Genomic DNA, 16,106 nt, shown 5'->3' on the forward strand with positions numbered 1-16,106 from the left:
CGTCTACGAGAAGCGGGCCCTGACCGCGTCGCGGGCCCGTGTCACCGCTGTCAGGCGCGGGGCCAGGCGGGGGCGGTCCGCGTCGGGGCTGTGGAGCAGTTCGGTGAGGGTGTCGGCGAGGTCCGCGAGGTCCTCCCAGTCCGGTTCCAGGGACAGGAGTCCGGCCAGCCGCCGGTCTCCCGCGGCCCAGTCGGCGACGGCCCAGCCGATCATGCAGCCTCCCATCATCCGCGCCCCCGGATCCCCTTCGTACCCGTCGAGTGCCCGCGCCAATTCACGCCACAGGGGTTCCGCCGCTCTGAGCCCCTTGGTCCTGCCCCCGATCAGCGCCATCTGGTACACACCGGGCATCAGGTCCCGCGCACGCACCCGCTCGGCGAAGCGCCGGGCCTGCGCCCAGCGGCCGGTGTGCCGGAGCGCCTCGGCGGACAGGAAGTCCAGGTAGCCCTCCGGCAGCTCCGTGGGTTCGACGGCCGCCAGCCGGGCCAGCGCCTCGTCCCACCGATCGCAGTACATCAGCGCCTCGACGGCCCTGCGGCGGGAGTTGTTCACGTCCTGGCCCAGGGCGACACACCGGTCCCAGTCGGCCAGCGCCTCCTCGGCCCGCCCGGTGGCCAGACGGACACCCGCCCGCTGCCCGTACGCCCACCCGTAGTCGTCGCTCGTCGCCAGCGCGCGGTCCAGACACCGCAGAGCCTCCGCATAGGCCCCCAGGTCCCGGTGACACGCCCCCAGGATGGCCAGCGCCGACGCGCTGTCGGGCTCCCTCTCCAGGACGCGGTGGAAGGCGTCGATCGCCTCCCGGTGCCGGCCCGCGATGCGGTACGCGTCACCCAGGTCGATCCCGATCCAGACGGTCTCCGGGCTCGCCGCGACCGCGCTGCGCAGGTCGGCGAGCCTGCCCTCCTGGTCGCCCAGTTCCTCCCGAAGCCGGGCGCGGTGTGCCAGCGCCCAGGCGTAGTCGGGGACCAGCTCGATCGCCCGGTCGTACGCGGCCCGCGCCTCCTCAAGGCGGTTCAGCTGTGCGAGGGCGTAGCCACGACTCGCATAGGCCGAGGCGTAGTCGGGGGCGAGCGCACAGGTCCGTCCGAGTTCCTCCGCGGCCTCCTCGTACCGGCCCGCCAGACGGTAGGCATCCCCTCGTTCGGACGCGATCCACGCGCTGTCGGGGGCGAGTTCCACCGCCCGGTCCAGATCCGCGAACGCCTCGTCGTGCCTGCCGAGCGTCCGGTACACCTCCGCCCGGTGGACCAGGGCCCACCGGTACTCCTCGTCGATCTCCAGAGCCCGGCCGAAGTCGGCGAGCGCCCCGTCGTGATCACCGAGGGCGTGCCTGGAGTAGGCCTTGTTCGCCCAGGTGACGTCGTCCGTCGGGTCGAGAACCAGCGCCCGGTCGAAGGCGGCCACCGCTTCCTCGTGCCGCCCCAGACCCTGCAGGGCCTCTCCGCGCTCCGCGATGATCCACGGGGTGTCGGGCCGCAGTTCGTCGGCGCGGTCGAGATCGGCGAGGGAGGCCGCGTGGTCCTCCAGCCAGCCGTGGGTGACACCCCGCCCGTGATAGGCCCGCGCGGACCCCGGGTCCAGCGCCACGGCACGCTCGCACTCGACGAGCGCCTGGACGTAGTCCTTCGCCTGCCGCAGCTCCCGGCCCCGTACGCTGTGCGCCTCCGCCCGTACCGGAGCGTCCAGTGCCGCCCGGTCCAGCAGCAGTCCGAGCGCCGCGAACACGGCGTGCGAGTCCTTCGAGAGCGCCCCGAGAAGCTGGTGCCCCCAGTTCCGCACCTCCTCCGCGCCGGTCTGCTCTCCCGCCTCGTACAGCGCCTGTGCGCACCCCCGGGCGGCCACCACGTCCGCGCGGCACGCCGCGACGAAGTCGGCGAGCACCTGCCCCAGCGCCGCACGGGGATTGGCGCACAGCAGGTGGTACGCCTCTTCCGTGCGCAGGTCGCGCCAGCGCTCGTCGGCCCACAGCTCGTCGGCGGCGAGCCCGTCCTCCGCCGCGGCCCGCCAGCGGCCGTAGGCCCCGGCGAGGGCCGTGTGCCGCTGTGCCCAGCGCTGCGGCGAGCGCGTGCGCTGCATCCTGAGCATCGCGGCCCGCACCACGTCGTGGTAGCGCACGCGCCCCGCCCGCTCGCTGACGAAGGGCAGGCCGCGCAGCCAGGAGTACGAGCCCGTCGCCCCGCCGTCCGCCCCGCTGTCCGTCGCCTCGCCCTCAGCCGTCGCGCCGAAGACGTCCTCGTCGAGGCGGCGCGGGAACGAACAGGCCAGGGCCACCGCACGCCGCGCGGGGTCCTGTTCCCAGCGCAGGAACCGTTCGACGGCGGTGGCGGCGGGGTCGTCCACCGCGCCCGGGTTGGCGGCGAGCGTCGTCACGAGGACCGGCAGTCCGCCGGACAGCCGCAGCACCTCGCGTACGACCTCCTCGCCCGACACCCCTTTCGCCGCGAGGAGTTGGCGTACCTCCGACTCCGTGAACGGTTCCAGGGGGATCTCCGTGACGAAGCCGGCGTAGTCGGCCCAGCGGGTGGGGTCGGGGCCGTGCTGGCCGGCCAGGGTGACGATCACGTTCGGGGGGAGGGCGCCGTGGTGGTCCGTGGTGAGGAGGTCGAGGAGCCAGGCGTCGAGGAAGGGCGCGGTGCGCTCGTAGGTGTCGAAGAAGAGGGTGATCCAGGGGACTTCGGCTGCGGCCCGGTCAAGCTCCGTGACGAAGACGGGTGTCAGGGCCTTCAGCGGTTCCAGGACCAGCTGGACGTCGTCGTCGTTGCGGAAGCGGGCGCTCAGGGCGGACCGCAACCGGTCCGTGCCGTGGGCGACTTGGGTGGGGTCGATGGCTCCGGCGAAGGCGCCCACCCCGGGCACCATGCCGAGTCCGATCAGGCCCGCCTGGGCCACGGCCATGCTGCCGGCGGAGGGCGGCGCGGAGAGACCGGAGTCGGCCTGAAGCACCGCCGACGCGGACTCCGCCTCGTGGCGGCGCTGGCGGTAGGTGGCGAGGAGTTTGTCCAGGGCCTTCAACTCGGCGCCCTGGCGGGCGAACTGCGCGCTGATCGCCGCCATCGCCTCGGGCACGCTGTTCACGGTCTCGTCCGTGGTGGCGGTGAGCGCCCCGCGCCCCACGGCGACCGCGTCCAGCTCCCGCACCAGGGACGACTTGCCGACGCCCGCCGTGCCGTGGACGTGGAAGACGAAGCTGTGGCGTTCGTCCTCCGGTGCGGTGTCGAAGTTGGCGCGGAACCGGTCGAGTTCACCGCGCCGGCCGACGAAACCGGCGCGCTTGCGGCGCTCGATCAGCTCCTGAAGCGACGGCCGTCTCGGCCCCATCGGTCACTCCCCCGTGTCCGTTCCGGTCCCTTCGGTCCAGTCTGGCAAGGAAATCGGGCCGTGGGATCCCGACGTTCGACGGAACGCGGTCCCACGGCCCGACCGGATCAGGTGCCCGTGCCCAGTCGTCTGACCGCGCTGTCGTCCAACGCCCCGCGGAACGCCTGCACTTCGTCCACGTCTCCGTGCAGGTACTCGCCCCAGCCGCCGTCCACCCGGCCCCGGCCGACCTCCAACGGGCCGGTGCTCGGCCAGCCGTTCGGGAAGGAGGCGGTCGCGGTGGTGGAGGTCTGGCCGTCGAGGTAGAGCTGCACCGTGTCGGTGGCATCGTCGTAGACCACGGCGAGCCGGTGGCCGCTGCCCTCGCCGCCGTCCGCCGCCTCGATCTGCGCCACCACCGTCTCGGGCGCGCCCTGCTCGTCGCGCTGCGGCATCACCAACTGCCAGGTGTGGTCGGCCGGTTGGTAGCGCACCTTGAACGCGTCCGTGTGCTCGCCCGCCTGGGAGAGGACGGTCATCGGGTGGGCCGGGTCGGTGTCCGCCAGGCGGACGACCACTCCGACGGTGAAGCTGTCGGACGTGTCGAGGACCGGTCCCTCCGTGGCCGCGTACCCCGTCTCGCCGTCCAGGGTCAGGTTGCCGTCTCCGACGAGCGCGTACGGGATCACCGGGCAGTCCGGGTCGAGTTCCGGGATGCACGAGTCGTCGGGGCCCCGGTGGATCGTCGCGCCGGGCCCCAGTGTCAGGGGTGCCCCGCCGTTCTGCTCGGGGCTGGCGCCGTCCGTGACCGTCTCCAGGGACCAGCGGCCGACCGACTCGGACGCGCGGAGGGCGAGTCGGGCCGCCTCGCCGGCGACCACGACCCGGTCGTGGACACGAACGTCACCCACGTCGCCCCGCCAGCGGTCGCGGTAGCCGGCGCCGCTGCGGGCCCGGCCGATCTGGAAAGCTCCGGTGGTCTCGGTGGGCGTGGCCTCCGCCTCCGTGCCGACCGCGTGGCCGTTGACGTACAGCCGGATCTTTCCGGTCTCGGCGTCGTAGACGCCCAGCAGATGCGCCCACTCGCCGGTCTCCGGGGCGCCTCCCGACACCTCGGCGCCGCCGATCTGAAAGGACCAGGCCCCGGCGTCCAGCCCCAGGGTGAACCCTGCCGTCCGGCGCGCGTTCTGGCTGGCCACGACCATGGACCGGTCGGTGCGCGCGGGGCGCGCCCAGGCGCTCACCGCGAAGGTCTTCCGCAGGTCGGCGACGGCCGGGGCGTCCGGGGTGAGGTAGCCGCGCGGGCCGCCGTCCAGGTGCGCCGTGGCCGTGAGGTCCGTCCCCGCGACGCCCGGTCCGCCGAAGGTCACGCCGGATCCTGCGACCGCGTCGGTCCCCGTCACGGCGTGCGCGCTCGTGGCCCCGGCGGCGTCGTCCAGGCGCCACTCGGCGACGGGGGCGCGGCCCTCCTTGACGTAGAAGGTGTACGAGGCCGTCGTACTGCTGCGTCCGGCGCGGTCGATCGCGCGTACGTCCAGCCGCTTGGTGCCGCTTCCCTCCGGCAGGAAGGGGATGGTCACCGGGCCGCCCAACTGATCCGGCCGGACAGTGCCGTTGGGGCCGCCGATGAAGCTGTACGTGTACGCCGCGACGTCGTCCGACGGTGAGTCCACGGTGAAGTGGCCCCACACGCCGACACCGTCCACCCAGAACACGTCCTCCGGGTACTCGGGGGACGAGACCGTCGCCTTCTCCGGGTTCGTGTCGTCGTAGACGAACTCGCAGACCGAACCGTCCCCGTCGGAGCTCCAGGGCGAGGTCGCCGTGCCGTCGTTCGCGCGGACGCGCCAGGAGACGACGGTGTTCGCCGGGACGCTGCCCTGCGGCATGAACCAGCCTTGCGTGGAGCCGGAGAGTGTCCGGTTGGTCGTGTACGTGAGCCGCTGCTCGACGCCGTCCGCGTCGGTCCACCAGGCCTCGAACTCACCGCCGACCATGTTGGCCTCGGCGGGCTGGTTGTCCTCCTCCGGGTCGTACAGGACCGCGCGGAGCGTGGGCGGCGCCGAGACGTACGGCCGGTCGTCGCCGGTCGCGCACGGCTTGCCGCCCGTCGTCAGGTCCTGGACCAGCGGCTGGAGCGGCGGAAGGTTCTCCACGGCCGCGGCGTGCGCCACTCCTGGTGCCGCCAACACGGCGGTCACCGAACATCCCACCGCCAGCGATCTGACGGCCCTTCTTCTGGCTCTGGTCAACTGCCCCTCCCCTGTGAGCGCTTGAGGCCCGTGGATCACCCGGGCCGCTGGAGGTTAACAAGTGGCACTGACATCAACTAAGGGGATTTCCGGGGAAGATGGCCCCCATGGCATCGACACCCCCACGCACCCCTCGCAGCGCACTCCATCTCTCCGCCACCCTCCTCACCGCCACGGTCGCGCTCTACATCGCGCTCGTCGCGTTCGGGAACATCACCGACTTCGGGACCAACCAACAGTTCGTGCGGCACGTGTTCGCGATGGACACCACGTTCAAGGACGACGACCTCATGTGGAGAGCCGTCACCAGCAAGGGACTTCAGGACACGGCGTACGTCGCGATCATCGTCTGGGAGACGCTGGCCGCGCTGGTGCTCGGCTACGGCACCTGGCTCTGGGTCCGCCGGGACGACGCACAGGCGCGGCGCGTCTCGACGTACGGCCTGCTCATGCTGATGCTGCTCTTCGGCGCCGGGTTCATCGCGATCGGCGGGGAGTGGTTCTCGATGTGGCAGTCCGACACGTGGAACGGGCTGGACGCGGCGCTGCGGGTGTTCATCCTCAGCGGGACCGTGCTGATCGTGGTCAACCTGCCGTTCCGGGAGCCGACCGCCTCAGCCTCAGCCGAGCCAAGCGCTCATTAGTGAGCATCTTCAATCACGCTCTCGTCAATTAGAGTCACGGTCGCTACCGTTTCTGCTTGGTTCTGAGCGAACGGAGCGGTGCCATGAGCAGAGAGTCCGCAGACAGACCGAATCGATCCCCCCGGGGGCGCTGGGCCGCCACCGCCCTGTCGGCCTGCGGCGCGGTGATCGCGCTGCTCGCGACCGCCGTGCCCGCGCACGGCGCTCCCGGGCCCGGAAGCGGTCACACGACCGCCAGGGCCCGGGCCGCCTCCGCCGTCGAGGCGATGATGGGCTTCTACGAGGAGGACACCGGCCGCTGGGACTCCGACGCCCCGTGGTGGCAGTCGGGCAACGCCCTCCAGGCACTGCTGGACTACGTCCAACGGACCGGCGATCGCCGGTACTTGAAGGCCGCCGAGCACACCGTCGCCCTCCAGCGCGCCCCGCTGCCCTGGTGGCCGGAGGGCGGCGGGGAGTTCCGGGCCGACTCCACGGACGACACCGGCTGGTGGGCCCTCGCCATGGTCCGGCTCTACGACCTGACGCACGACCGGCGCTATCTGCGCATCGCCGAACTCGACGAGGCGTACATGCGCTCCTACGGCGACGACCTGTGCGGTGGCGGCATCTACTGGGACATCCCCGGCGCCACCTACAAGAACGCGATCAGCAACGAGCTGTACCTGAAGCTGGCCGCCTCCCTGCACAACCGCATCCCCGGCGACCGGGTGTACCTCGCCCGGGCACGGGAGTCCTGGGAGTGGTTCCGGGACAGTGGGATGATCAACGGCGAGCACCTCGTCAACGACGGCCTCACCACCCAGAACCGCACCTGCGACAACAACGGCGGCCCCACCTGGACGTACAACCAGGGCGTGCTCCTCGGCGGCCTGACCGAGCTGTACCGGGCGACGGGCGACAGGAGCCTGCTCGCCCAGGCCCGCCGGACCGCCGACGCGGTCGTCGCCAGTCCCGCGCTGTCACCGGCCGGAATCCTCACCGAGCCGTGCGAGCCGGACGGTTGCGGCCTCGACGGGCCGGCGTTCAAGGGCGTCTTCGCCCGCAACCTCGCCGAACTCGACGCCGTGCTGCCCGGCCGCCCCTACCGGGCCTATCTCGCCGCCCAGGCCAGGTCCGCGTACGCCTTCTCCCGCAACGACCGCGACCAGTACGGGCTGAGCTGGCGCGGCCCCTTCGACGGCGCGGACATCGCCCGGCAGGAGTCGGCGGTCTCGCTCCTGACGGCCGTACTGTGAGCGGGGTGTAGCGCCTGGCCGTACTGAGACCGGGGCGTAGCACCTAGCGGACCACCACGACCGTCGTCTCCGTCGCCCCGAACGTCCACAGGGCCGCGCCGTCGGCCGTCCGCATGCGGACGCCGCCGGTCGGGGTGGAGGTCGGGGGCGGCGGGGACGAGCCGTCGACCGCGTTGGAGAAGGCGATGTTGACGCCGGACTTCAGGGCGAAGTACATGACGTGCTCGATCTGCACGCCGTCGGAGCCGGTGATCGTGCCCTGTCTGCGGGTGCCGATCGTGTAGGTGCCGGGGTCCGGGCTCACCGTCCCCGGCCACACCGCGAACGTGCGCCGGGACGCCCCGCTCGCGTCGATCAGCCACACCCGCTTCTCGCCGAGCGAGTAGACGACCCGGCGGCCGGTGCCGGAGGCGTCCGGTACGGCGGTGGCGGAGGGGGCGGGCGTGGTCGAGGCGCCCGGCGAGGCCGACGCGCTCGGCCGGGCGGCCACCACGTGGGGCTTGGGCCCCTTGTCCGCCTGCACCGCCAGGGCGACGACGGCGGCGACCGCTCCCGCCGTCAGACCGGTCACCCAGACCTTCGGTGCTGGCACCGCTCGCATCTCCTCGCTCAAGGATCCCCGTCGAACGGGGGTCGGATCATCGTACCCAGTCCCTTCATCGGTCCAGCACGGGCAGCAGTTCGGGGAGGTGCCCGTCGGAGGCCTGCGCCGCGCGCTGCCGCTCCTCGGGGACCTCGCCGTAGAGGGTTGTGCGCGGTCGGGCGGGGCGGCCTGCTGCTTCGGCTACGGCGATGAGGTCCTTGACCGACTTGTACGAGCCGTACGACGACCCGGCCATGCGGGAGATGGTCTCTTCCATGAGGGTGCCGCCGAGGTCGTTGGCGCCGGAGCGGAGCATCTCGGCTGCGCCTTCGGTGCCGAGTTTGACCCAGCTGGTCTGGATGTTGGGGATCCACGGGTGCAGGAGGAGCCGGGCCATCGCGGTGACCGCCCGGTTGTCGCGCATCGTCGGGCCCGGGCGGGAGATGCCCGCCAGGTAGACGGGGGCGTTGGTGTGGATGAAGGGGAGGGTGACGAACTCGGTGAAGCCGCCGGTGCGTTGCTGGATGGCGGCCAGGGTGCGCAGGTGGCCGAGCCAGTGGCGGGGCTGGTCGACGTGGCCGTACATCATCGTGGACGAGGAGCGGATGCCGAGTTCGTGGGCGGTCTCGATCACCTCGATCCAGGTGGCGGCGGGCAGTTTGCCCTTGGTCAGGATCCAGCGGACCTCGTCGTCGAGGATCTCGGCGGCGGTGCCGGGGATGGTGTCGAGGCCGGCCTCCTTGGCAGCGGTCAGCCACTCGCGGATCGAAAGGCCGGTGCGGGTGGCGCCGTTCACGACCTCCATGGGGGAGAAGGCGTGCACGTGCATGCCGGGGACGCGGGCTTTGACGGCCTTCGCGATGTCGAAGTAGGCGGTACCGGGCAGGTCCGGATGGATGCCGCCCTGCATGCAGACTTCCACCGCGCCCACCTCCCAGGCTTGTTGGGCGCGGTCGGCGACCTGGTCCATGGACAGGGTGTAGGCGTCGGCGTCGGTGCGGCGTTGGGCGAAGGCGCAGAAGCGGCAGCCGGTGTAGCAGACGTTGGTGAAGTTGATGTTGCGGGTGACGATGTAGGTGACGTCGTCGCCGACCGCCGCGCGGCGGATGTCGTCCGCGATCCGGGTCAGCGCGTCCAGCGCGGGGCCGTCGGCGTGGAGGAGGGCCAGGGCCTCTTCGTCGGTCAGCCTGGTGGGGTCGTCGGCCGCCGTCGCCAGCGCCGACCGTACGTCCGTGTCGATGCGCTCCGGCACCATCCCGGGGGCCGCCGCCTCGCGCAGGGCGCCCCAGTCGCCGTAGACCTCGTCGAAGTCGTCGCGGCGATCCTTCGTACGGCCTGTCGTGTCGATGGTGGCGTGCAGATCCGTACGGCCCGAGGCGACGAAGACCTCATCCGGTTCCTGCCACGGGTGGCCCTCGACCACCGCGTCCGGGCGGGCGAGGCCGGTTTCCGGGTCGGCGAGTGCGCGGACGTGCGGGAGCAGGCGTGGGTCCAGCCAGGGCTCGCCTCGTCCCACGAACTCCGGGTACACGCACAGCCGTTCACGCAGCTCGAAGCCCGCCGTGCGGGAGCGTTCGGTGAGTTCCTCGATCTGCGGCCAGGGGCGTTCGGGGTTGACGTGGTCGATGGTCAGGGGGCTCACGCCGCCCCAGTCATCGATGCCGGCGGCTATCAGCCGCTCGTACTCCCTGTCGACGAGGTTCGGCGGGGCCTGGATGTTGCCGGACGGGCCCATGATCAGGCGGGCCACCGCCACCGCGGCCACCAGTTCGTCCAGTTCCGCGTCCGGCATGCCGCGCATCGCGGTGTCCGGCTTGGCTCGGAAGTTCTGGATGATCAGTTCCTGGATCGCGTGGTAGGCGCGTGCCGTGCGCCGCAGGGCGAACAGGGACTCGGCGCGCTCCTCATAGCTCTCGCCGATGCCGATGAGGATGCCGGAGGTGAAGGGGACCGAGGAGCGGCCGGCGTCCTCCAGGACCCGCAGCCGTACGGCAGGCTCCTTGTCCGGGGAGCCGTAGTGCGGGCCGCCCGGCTCGGACCACAACCGGGTCGCGGTGGTCTCCAGCATCATGCCCATGCTCGGCGCGACCGGCTTGAGGCGCTGGAAGTCGGTCCAGGACAGGACCCCCGGATTGAGGTGGGGCAGCAGGCCGGTCTCCTCCAGGATGCGGATCGATATGGCGCGGACGTAGGCGATGGTGTCGTCGTAGCCGTGCGCGTCCAGCCACTCGCGCGCCTCCGGCCAGCGGTCCTCCGGCTTGTCGCCGAGGGTGATCAGGGCTTCCTTGCAGCCCAGCGCCGCGCCCTTGCGGGCGATGTCCAGGACCTCGTCCGGGGACATGAACATCCCGTGGCCGGCCCGGCGGAGCTTGCCGGGCACGGTGACGAAGGTGCAGTAGTGGCACTTGTCGCGGCACAGGCGGGTCAGGGGGATGAAGACGCTCTTCGAGTAGGTGATGACGCCGGGGCGGCCCGCCTGTTCGAGGCCGACGTCCCGGATCCGGGCGGCGGACGCGGTGAGGTCGGTCAGGGCCTCGCCGCGGGCCTGGAGCAGGACGGCGGCCTCGGCGACGTCGAGGGCGACGCCGTCCCGGGCGCGTTTGAGGGCGCGACGCATGGAGTTCTCGGTGGGGCCGGTTCCGGAGGTCGCGGAAGTCGTCATCCTTCGAGCATACGAGCGGGGTGATCAGGGCCGAGGGGCCGTACGGAGGTGGGTGACGTCACACTCCGGCACCGCCTTTCTGGACATACCCGACATACTCGTCGAGCACCTTCAGAACCCCTTCCTCTCCCGTCGGCGGCAGCTGGAGTACGACCTCCTCGATGCCGAGGTCGGCGTAGTGGGCGAGCTTGCCGGGGGTCGGCAGGACGGCGTACGGGACGACCTGGAGGGTGGCGGGGTCGCGGCCCGCGTCCTGCCAGGCGGCGCGCAGCACCGGCAGCGACTCGGTCAGGCCCCGTCCGCCGATGGGGAGCCAGCCGTCGGCGTACTCGCAGATGTGGGAGAACAGCTTCGGTCCGGCGGCACCGCCCACCAGGACCCGCTTCCGCACAGGCTTCGGATACGCGTGACTGGCCCGTACGCTCCCGAACTCCCCTTCGTAGGCGGTGGGTTCGTCGGCCCACAGCGCCCGCATCAGCCGCATCCGGTCGCGGACCAGCTCCCGCCGGGTACCCCACGCGACCCCGTGGTCGGCGGCTTCCTCGACGTTCCACCCGAACCCGAGCCCGAGGGTGAAGCGTCCACCGGAGAGGTGGTCCAGGGTCGCGACCTGCTTCGCGAGGTCGATCGGGTCGTGCTGGGCGACGAGTGTGATGCCGGTGCCGAGGCCGAGCAGCTCGGTGACGGCGGCGGCCTGGCCGAGCGCGACGAAGGGGTCGAGGGTACGGCCGTACTCGCGCGGCAGCTCGCCGCCCGCGGGGTACGCGGTGTGCCGCTCGACGGGGATGTGGGTGTGCTCGGGCAGATACAGCCCGGCGAACCCGCGTGCCTCCAGCTCACGGGCGAGGCGGGTGGGGGTGATGGTCTCGTCGGTGAGGAAGATCGTTACGGAGATTCGCATGGGGCATCTGTACCGGGCCGGGGCGCGACTGTCTATACCGACCGGTCGGCATCCATGAGGGGGCTGGGTCTGTCGGTTTGGGGATCCAGGTCTGTCGGTCGTCTGTCGGGGCCGTCGGTCCGGTGTCGGCGGTCTGTCGACGGGGGCCCGGAACCTTGCAGGAGACCCCACGACTCTTGAGGAGCCTCCATGCACACCCACGTCACGATCATCGGCGCCGGACTCGGCGGCCTCACGCTCGCCCGCGTCCTGCACGTCCACGGCATCCCCGCCACCGTGTACGAGGCGGAGCCCTCGCCGACGGCGCGGGCGCAGGGCGGGATGCTCGACATCCACGACTACAACGGCCAGTTGGCCCTCGAAGCGGCCGGGCTGACGGACGAGTTCCGGGATCTCGTCCTGGAGGGCCGCCAGGCGACCCGGCTGCTCGACCGGGACGGCACCGTACTGTTCGAGCAGCCCGACGACGGCACCGGCGGCCGCCCCGAGGTGCAGCGCGGCGAACTGCGGCAGCTCCTGCTCGACTCGCTGCCGGAGGGCACGGTCCGCTGGGGTCACAAGGTCACCGGCACCCGTGCTCTCGGCGGGGGCCGGCACGAGGTGGCCTTCGCCGACGGCTCCGGGGTCGTCACCGGGCTGCTGGTCGGTGCGGACGGCGCGTGGTCCCGGGTACGGCCGCTGCTGACCGACGCGACACCCTCGTACACCGGGATGTCGTCCGTCGAGACGTACCTGCTCGACGCCGACACCCGGCACCCCGCCGCCGCGAAGACGGTCGGTGAGGGCTCGCTGTTCGCGCTCGCCCCCGGGAAGGGCTTCACGGCGCACCGCGAGCGGGGCGGCACCCTGCACACGTACGTGATGCTCGCGCGCCCGCTGGAGTGGTTCGCGAGCACGGACTTCACCGATCCGGTGGCGGCCGTAGGGCGGCTGGCGGCGGAGTTCGACGGCTGGGCGCCCGAACTCACCGCGCTGATCACGGACACCGACACGGCACCGGTCCTGCGCCCCTTCAACGCCCTTCCGCCCGGGCACCGTTGGCCCCGGACACCGGGCGTCACCCTGCTCGGCGACGCGGCCCACGTGGCGGCCCCGAACGGCGAGGGCGCGAACCTGGCGATGCTCGACGCGGCCGACCTCGCCAACTCGCTGGCGGCCCACCCCGACGACACGGAGACCGCCCTCGCCGAGTACGAGGCGGCGATGTTCCCCCGGGCCGCGGCGGCCGCCACCGAGGGCACCGAGCTGTACGCCCACATGTTCGGCGAGGACACACCGCACGGCCTGCTGGCCATGTTCACCGGAGACAACGCGGGGTCCTGAGCCACCCTTTCAGGAACTCGGCCAGGACAGCGGCGGCTTCAGGCGTACGTCCGTCACGTCCACGCCCTCCGGAGCGCCGAACGCCTCCACCATCACGCCTTTCCTGATGTCGGTGACCTGGAGCGCCAGGAGGCCCGCGCCCACGCGCAGGTCGAGCCTCGCCACCGGCTCGCCGGAGAAGTCCGGCATCCGGTGGATCCGGGCCGCCGGGTACTTCAGGGTCGTCAGTTTGTCCCGCAGTGCCTCGTAGGAGACCGTGTCCGTCCCGGAGAACGCCTTGCTGATGCGGAGTTGGTGGCGCTGTGCGGCGCACTGCTCCGACGGGTCCAGCGGGGCCGGGTCCACCGGAGCGGTCGAGGCCGTCACCGCCGCCGCGCCGGACACCTCCCGGGAACAGGACTGCCCGATGATGCTCGCCAGTTCCAGGAACCGTGCCTCCGCGTCGTCGCTCGTCGCGACGGTGCTGATCGTGGAGGCCTGTTCGGCGGTCGCGGTCTGCGCGCCGAAGCCGACCAGGACGACCACACCGCCGAGCGTGGCCGCCAGTAAGGACTTCGGAAGGAGATGAGTTCGCATATCAGCACCATGCGGGCAATCGGTCGCCGTCCACATGAGTACCGGTACTCAATCCGCGCGGAAACCAAGGGACTTCAAGCCGCGGTTACTTGCTCTCCACGCTGAAGGCGCCCGCGTCGGTCCGCTCCCGCAGCGCCCGCCAACCGCTCGCATCACCGGCGAGGACGTCCCGCAGATACGCCGAGACGGCGTCGGCGACGAGGGTCACGCGGGCCGGGTCCTCGTCGGTGGTGTCCCTGGCCGCCTCGCCGGAGATCCCGCCGAAGAGGTGCTCGCCCTCGGCGACGGTGAGCAGCCGCTTCGGGCCGGGAGCGAGGTGGTAGGCGTCGGTGAACCACTCCGGCCCGCGGGTGGTCATCGCCGACTGGTCCTTCCCGCCCGCGACGACCAGGGCGGGGGCGGTCATGGTGGTGAAGTCCGGCCGTGCGAACGGGAGATACGTGAGCGCGAACGGCGTCAGGGCGTCCCCCGCACCGGCCGCCGCGATGAGCGCGCCCGCCTTCACGGCGGGGTGGGAGAAGTCCTCCCAGTCCTCCCCCGGCCTGCCCTCGGCGTCGAGGACGCGTGCGCCCAGCAGCGCTCCGGCGGACTGTGCTCCCCAGGAGTGCCCGACGACAGCGACGCATCGGCGATCGACGCGGTCGGCCAGCCCCGCGGCCTGGTCGAGAATGCCGTCGAGGCCGTCCAGGACGGCGTGCAGGTCGGCTATGCGCACCCGCCAGATACCGGCGAACCGCGGATCGTCGTAACCGATGCCGTGCCGACGGGAGTCCAGGTGCGTGGGCTGCACCACGACGAACCCGGCCGCCGCCCAGCGGTCGACGAGGGGCTCGTAGCCGTCCATCGACCAGGCGTTGCCGTGCGAGAAGACGATGACGGGCAGGCCCCGACCGTCGACCGGCGCGGTGACCTTGACCTGGAGGCCGATACCGCGGCCGGTGGTGGGAACGAGGATGGGCTTCACGGCGATCAGCCGACGGTCGAGCGGGGGCGTGACGCGGCCTTCGCCGGTGTGGAGTTCCATGGCGTCGACACTAGGGAGGCGACGGGCACCGATGGGTAACTCTCGGCCTGTGAACATGACCGCGGCAGTACGCCCGTTGACGCTCGCCTGGGTGAACCGCCAACTGGACGACGGCGAACAGGTCGTCGGCGTCGAGGAGTTGCCCGGCGGCATCACGGCCGAGACTATGTCACCACCCTGATGCGATGAACCCGATCCAGCAGATCGTCCGCCTGCGCCCCGCCGACGCGAAGTCACTCCACCCCGTCCGCCAGATCAGCCACCACCGCCATGTGGTCCGACGGCCACACCCCGTCGACCGGGCCGTCCCCCGCTCGCCGTACCCCCCGGACATGGCCCAGCCCCGAGGCCCCCGGCGGGCCTACGTGGATGTAGTCGATGCGGACCGGTGGGGCCACGCGGATGTACGGGTTCGCCGGGTCCCAAGTCGCCGACGGGGCGCTCGGGTTCGCGTACTCCCAGGTGTCCAGGAAGAGTTGGCCGGGGGCCGCCGGGGTTGTTTTGTAGCCGCCGAAGCGGCGGAGTTCGTCGGAGTCGGGCCAGGCGTTGAAGTCGCCGGTGATGACGGGTGGGAAGTCGGTGCCGGAGCGGTGGGCCGCGACGAACTCCGCCAGGGCCATGACCTGCTCACAGCGGACCGCCGACGCGTCGGGCGCCGAGGTGAGGTGGGTCGTGAAGAAGGGGATCTCGTACGACGGGCCCGCGAGCCGCGTGTGGAAGGCGAGGCGGCCGTCGTCCAGCTCCGGCGGCGCGGGGAGCCGTAGCACCGCCTGGTCCAGCACCGACCAACGGCTCAGTACCGCGTTGCCGACCTCCACCCCCGGCTCCCCGATCCGCCGCTGCCAGCGCTCGGAGGCCGGTGAGGGCGCCCACGCCCAGTGCAGGTCCAGTTCGGCCGCCAGCCACCGCGCGAGGTTCTCCTCCCGGGTGGCCCACACCTCCTGAAGCCCGACCACGTCGGGGCGCAGTTCCCGCAGCACGGTGAGGATGGCCTTGCGGCGCTCCTGCCACGGCCCGAACCGCCACCACAGATTCCAGGTCATCACCCGCATGCGGACCGCCACTTCTCCGCCCGAGAACCGCGACCACCGCGGCCCCTGGGATCATTGCAGTCGTGTCCCGTAACGCCGAACGCAAGTACCGCATCGCCAGAGCCGCCCAGCGGCTCCTCAACCCCGTCATGCGCCGACTGCCCCTGCAGACCGTCCTGGAGACCACCGGCCGCACCAGCGGTCTGCCCCGCCGCACCCCGGTCGGCGGGCGCCGGGTCGGTCAGTCCTTCTGGCTGGTCTCGGAGTTCGGCGAACGCTCGCAGTACGTCCGCAACATCAAGGCCGAACCCCGGGTCAGGGTGCGCCTGCGCGGCCGCTGGCACGCCGGCACCGCGCACCTCATGCCGGACGACGACATCGCCGTACGACTGCGCTCGCTGCCCACGATGAACAGCGCGGCGGTCCGCGCGATAGGGACCGGCCAGCTGACCGTACGGGTCGATCTCGACCGCTGAACGGCGGCGGGGGGGGGGGGGGGGGGCCCCCCCCCCCCCCCCCCCCCCCCCCCCCCCCCCCCCCCCGGGGCCCCCCCGGGCCGGGAGAAGTGGGAG

At 72.1% G+C, this 16,106-nt stretch carries 12 protein-coding genes and 1 pseudogene; 5 read left to right on the top strand and 8 right to left on the bottom strand.

Annotated elements, in window-relative coordinates; translation table 11 throughout:
• Positions 1-3 precede the first annotated feature (3 nt).
• Together ABZ896_RS36810 and ABZ896_RS36815 are read right to left on the bottom strand one after the other, a co-directional pair.
• Complete coding sequence (locus tag ABZ896_RS36810) at positions 4-3,321, bottom strand: tetratricopeptide repeat protein (protein WP_360938936.1); 3,318 nt, start codon at positions 3,319-3,321, stop codon at positions 4-6.
• A 107-nt stretch (positions 3,322-3,428) separates the two neighbouring features.
• Entirely contained in the window at positions 3,429-5,501 is a 2,073-nt protein-coding gene (locus tag ABZ896_RS36815; protein WP_360938938.1) for a LamG-like jellyroll fold domain-containing protein, read from the bottom strand.
• Positions 5,502-5,659: 158 nt separating this feature from the next.
• Between ABZ896_RS36815 and ABZ896_RS36820 the strand changes: the two genes are divergently transcribed.
• Positions 5,660-6,196 carry a DUF2165 domain-containing protein gene (locus ABZ896_RS36820; RefSeq protein WP_360938940.1) on the top strand — a complete coding sequence of 179 codons (537 nt, stop codon included), beginning with the start codon at positions 5,660-5,662 and terminating at the stop codon, positions 6,194-6,196.
• Positions 6,197-6,279: 83 nt separating this feature from the next.
• Positions 6,280-7,434 (top strand): glycoside hydrolase family 76 protein, encoded by a 1,155-nt coding sequence (locus ABZ896_RS36825; RefSeq protein ID WP_360938942.1) that lies wholly within the window; start codon positions 6,280-6,282, stop codon positions 7,432-7,434.
• Positions 7,435-7,477: 43 nt separating this feature from the next.
• On the opposite strand, the gene ABZ896_RS36830 is transcribed toward ABZ896_RS36825, so the two are convergent.
• From ABZ896_RS36830 to ABZ896_RS36840, 3 genes are read right to left on the bottom strand one after another with little or no spacing between them, the layout of a single operon-like run.
• Entirely contained in the window at positions 7,478-8,035 is a 558-nt protein-coding gene (locus tag ABZ896_RS36830; protein WP_360938944.1) for a hypothetical protein, read from the bottom strand.
• A gap of 55 nt (positions 8,036-8,090) precedes the next feature.
• Positions 8,091-10,679 (bottom strand): bifunctional FO biosynthesis protein CofGH, encoded by a 2,589-nt coding sequence (locus tag ABZ896_RS36835; protein ID WP_360938946.1) that lies wholly within the window; start codon positions 10,677-10,679, stop codon positions 8,091-8,093.
• Positions 10,680-10,737: 58 nt separating this feature from the next.
• Positions 10,738-11,580 (bottom strand): LLM class F420-dependent oxidoreductase, encoded by an 843-nt coding sequence (locus tag ABZ896_RS36840; protein WP_360938948.1) that lies wholly within the window; start codon positions 11,578-11,580, stop codon positions 10,738-10,740.
• Between the two features lie 189 nt (positions 11,581-11,769).
• Between ABZ896_RS36840 and ABZ896_RS36845 the strand changes: the two genes are divergently transcribed.
• On the top strand, positions 11,770-12,903 hold the full coding sequence (locus tag ABZ896_RS36845) for an NAD(P)/FAD-dependent oxidoreductase (RefSeq protein WP_360938950.1): 1,134 nt from the start codon (positions 11,770-11,772) through the stop codon (positions 12,901-12,903).
• 9 nt (positions 12,904-12,912) lie between these two features.
• Here the strand turns inward: ABZ896_RS36845 and ABZ896_RS36850 are convergent, their stop codons facing one another.
• Both ABZ896_RS36850 and ABZ896_RS36855 read right to left on the bottom strand, forming a co-directional pair.
• Positions 12,913-13,479, bottom strand: a complete 567-nt coding sequence (locus ABZ896_RS36850) for a hypothetical protein (RefSeq protein WP_360938952.1) — start codon at positions 13,477-13,479, stop codon at positions 12,913-12,915.
• A gap of 85 nt (positions 13,480-13,564) precedes the next feature.
• The gene (locus ABZ896_RS36855) at positions 13,565-14,503 is read right to left on the bottom strand and encodes a chlorophyllase (protein ID WP_360938954.1); all 939 of its coding nucleotides are present in this window, start codon (positions 14,501-14,503) and stop codon (positions 13,565-13,567) included.
• A gap of 55 nt (positions 14,504-14,558) precedes the next feature.
• Between ABZ896_RS36855 and ABZ896_RS36860 the strand changes: the two are divergent.
• Positions 14,559-14,666: pseudogene (locus ABZ896_RS36860) on the top strand (aminoglycoside phosphotransferase family protein); the annotation flags it as partial.
• A 70-nt stretch (positions 14,667-14,736) separates the two neighbouring features.
• Here the strand turns inward: ABZ896_RS36860 and ABZ896_RS36865 are convergent.
• Positions 14,737-15,555 (bottom strand): endonuclease/exonuclease/phosphatase family protein, encoded by an 819-nt coding sequence (locus ABZ896_RS36865; RefSeq protein ID WP_360938956.1) that lies wholly within the window; start codon positions 15,553-15,555, stop codon positions 14,737-14,739.
• A gap of 62 nt (positions 15,556-15,617) precedes the next feature.
• Between ABZ896_RS36865 and ABZ896_RS36870 the strand changes: the two genes are divergently transcribed.
• Complete coding sequence (locus ABZ896_RS36870; protein ID WP_360938958.1) at positions 15,618-16,010, top strand: nitroreductase/quinone reductase family protein; 393 nt, start codon at positions 15,618-15,620, stop codon at positions 16,008-16,010.
• Positions 16,011-16,106: the final 96 nt, after the last annotated feature.

The sequence above is a fragment of the Streptomyces sp. NPDC047072 genome (assembly GCF_040643855.1).
Lineage (GTDB): Bacteria > Actinomycetota > Actinomycetes > Streptomycetales > Streptomycetaceae > Streptomyces.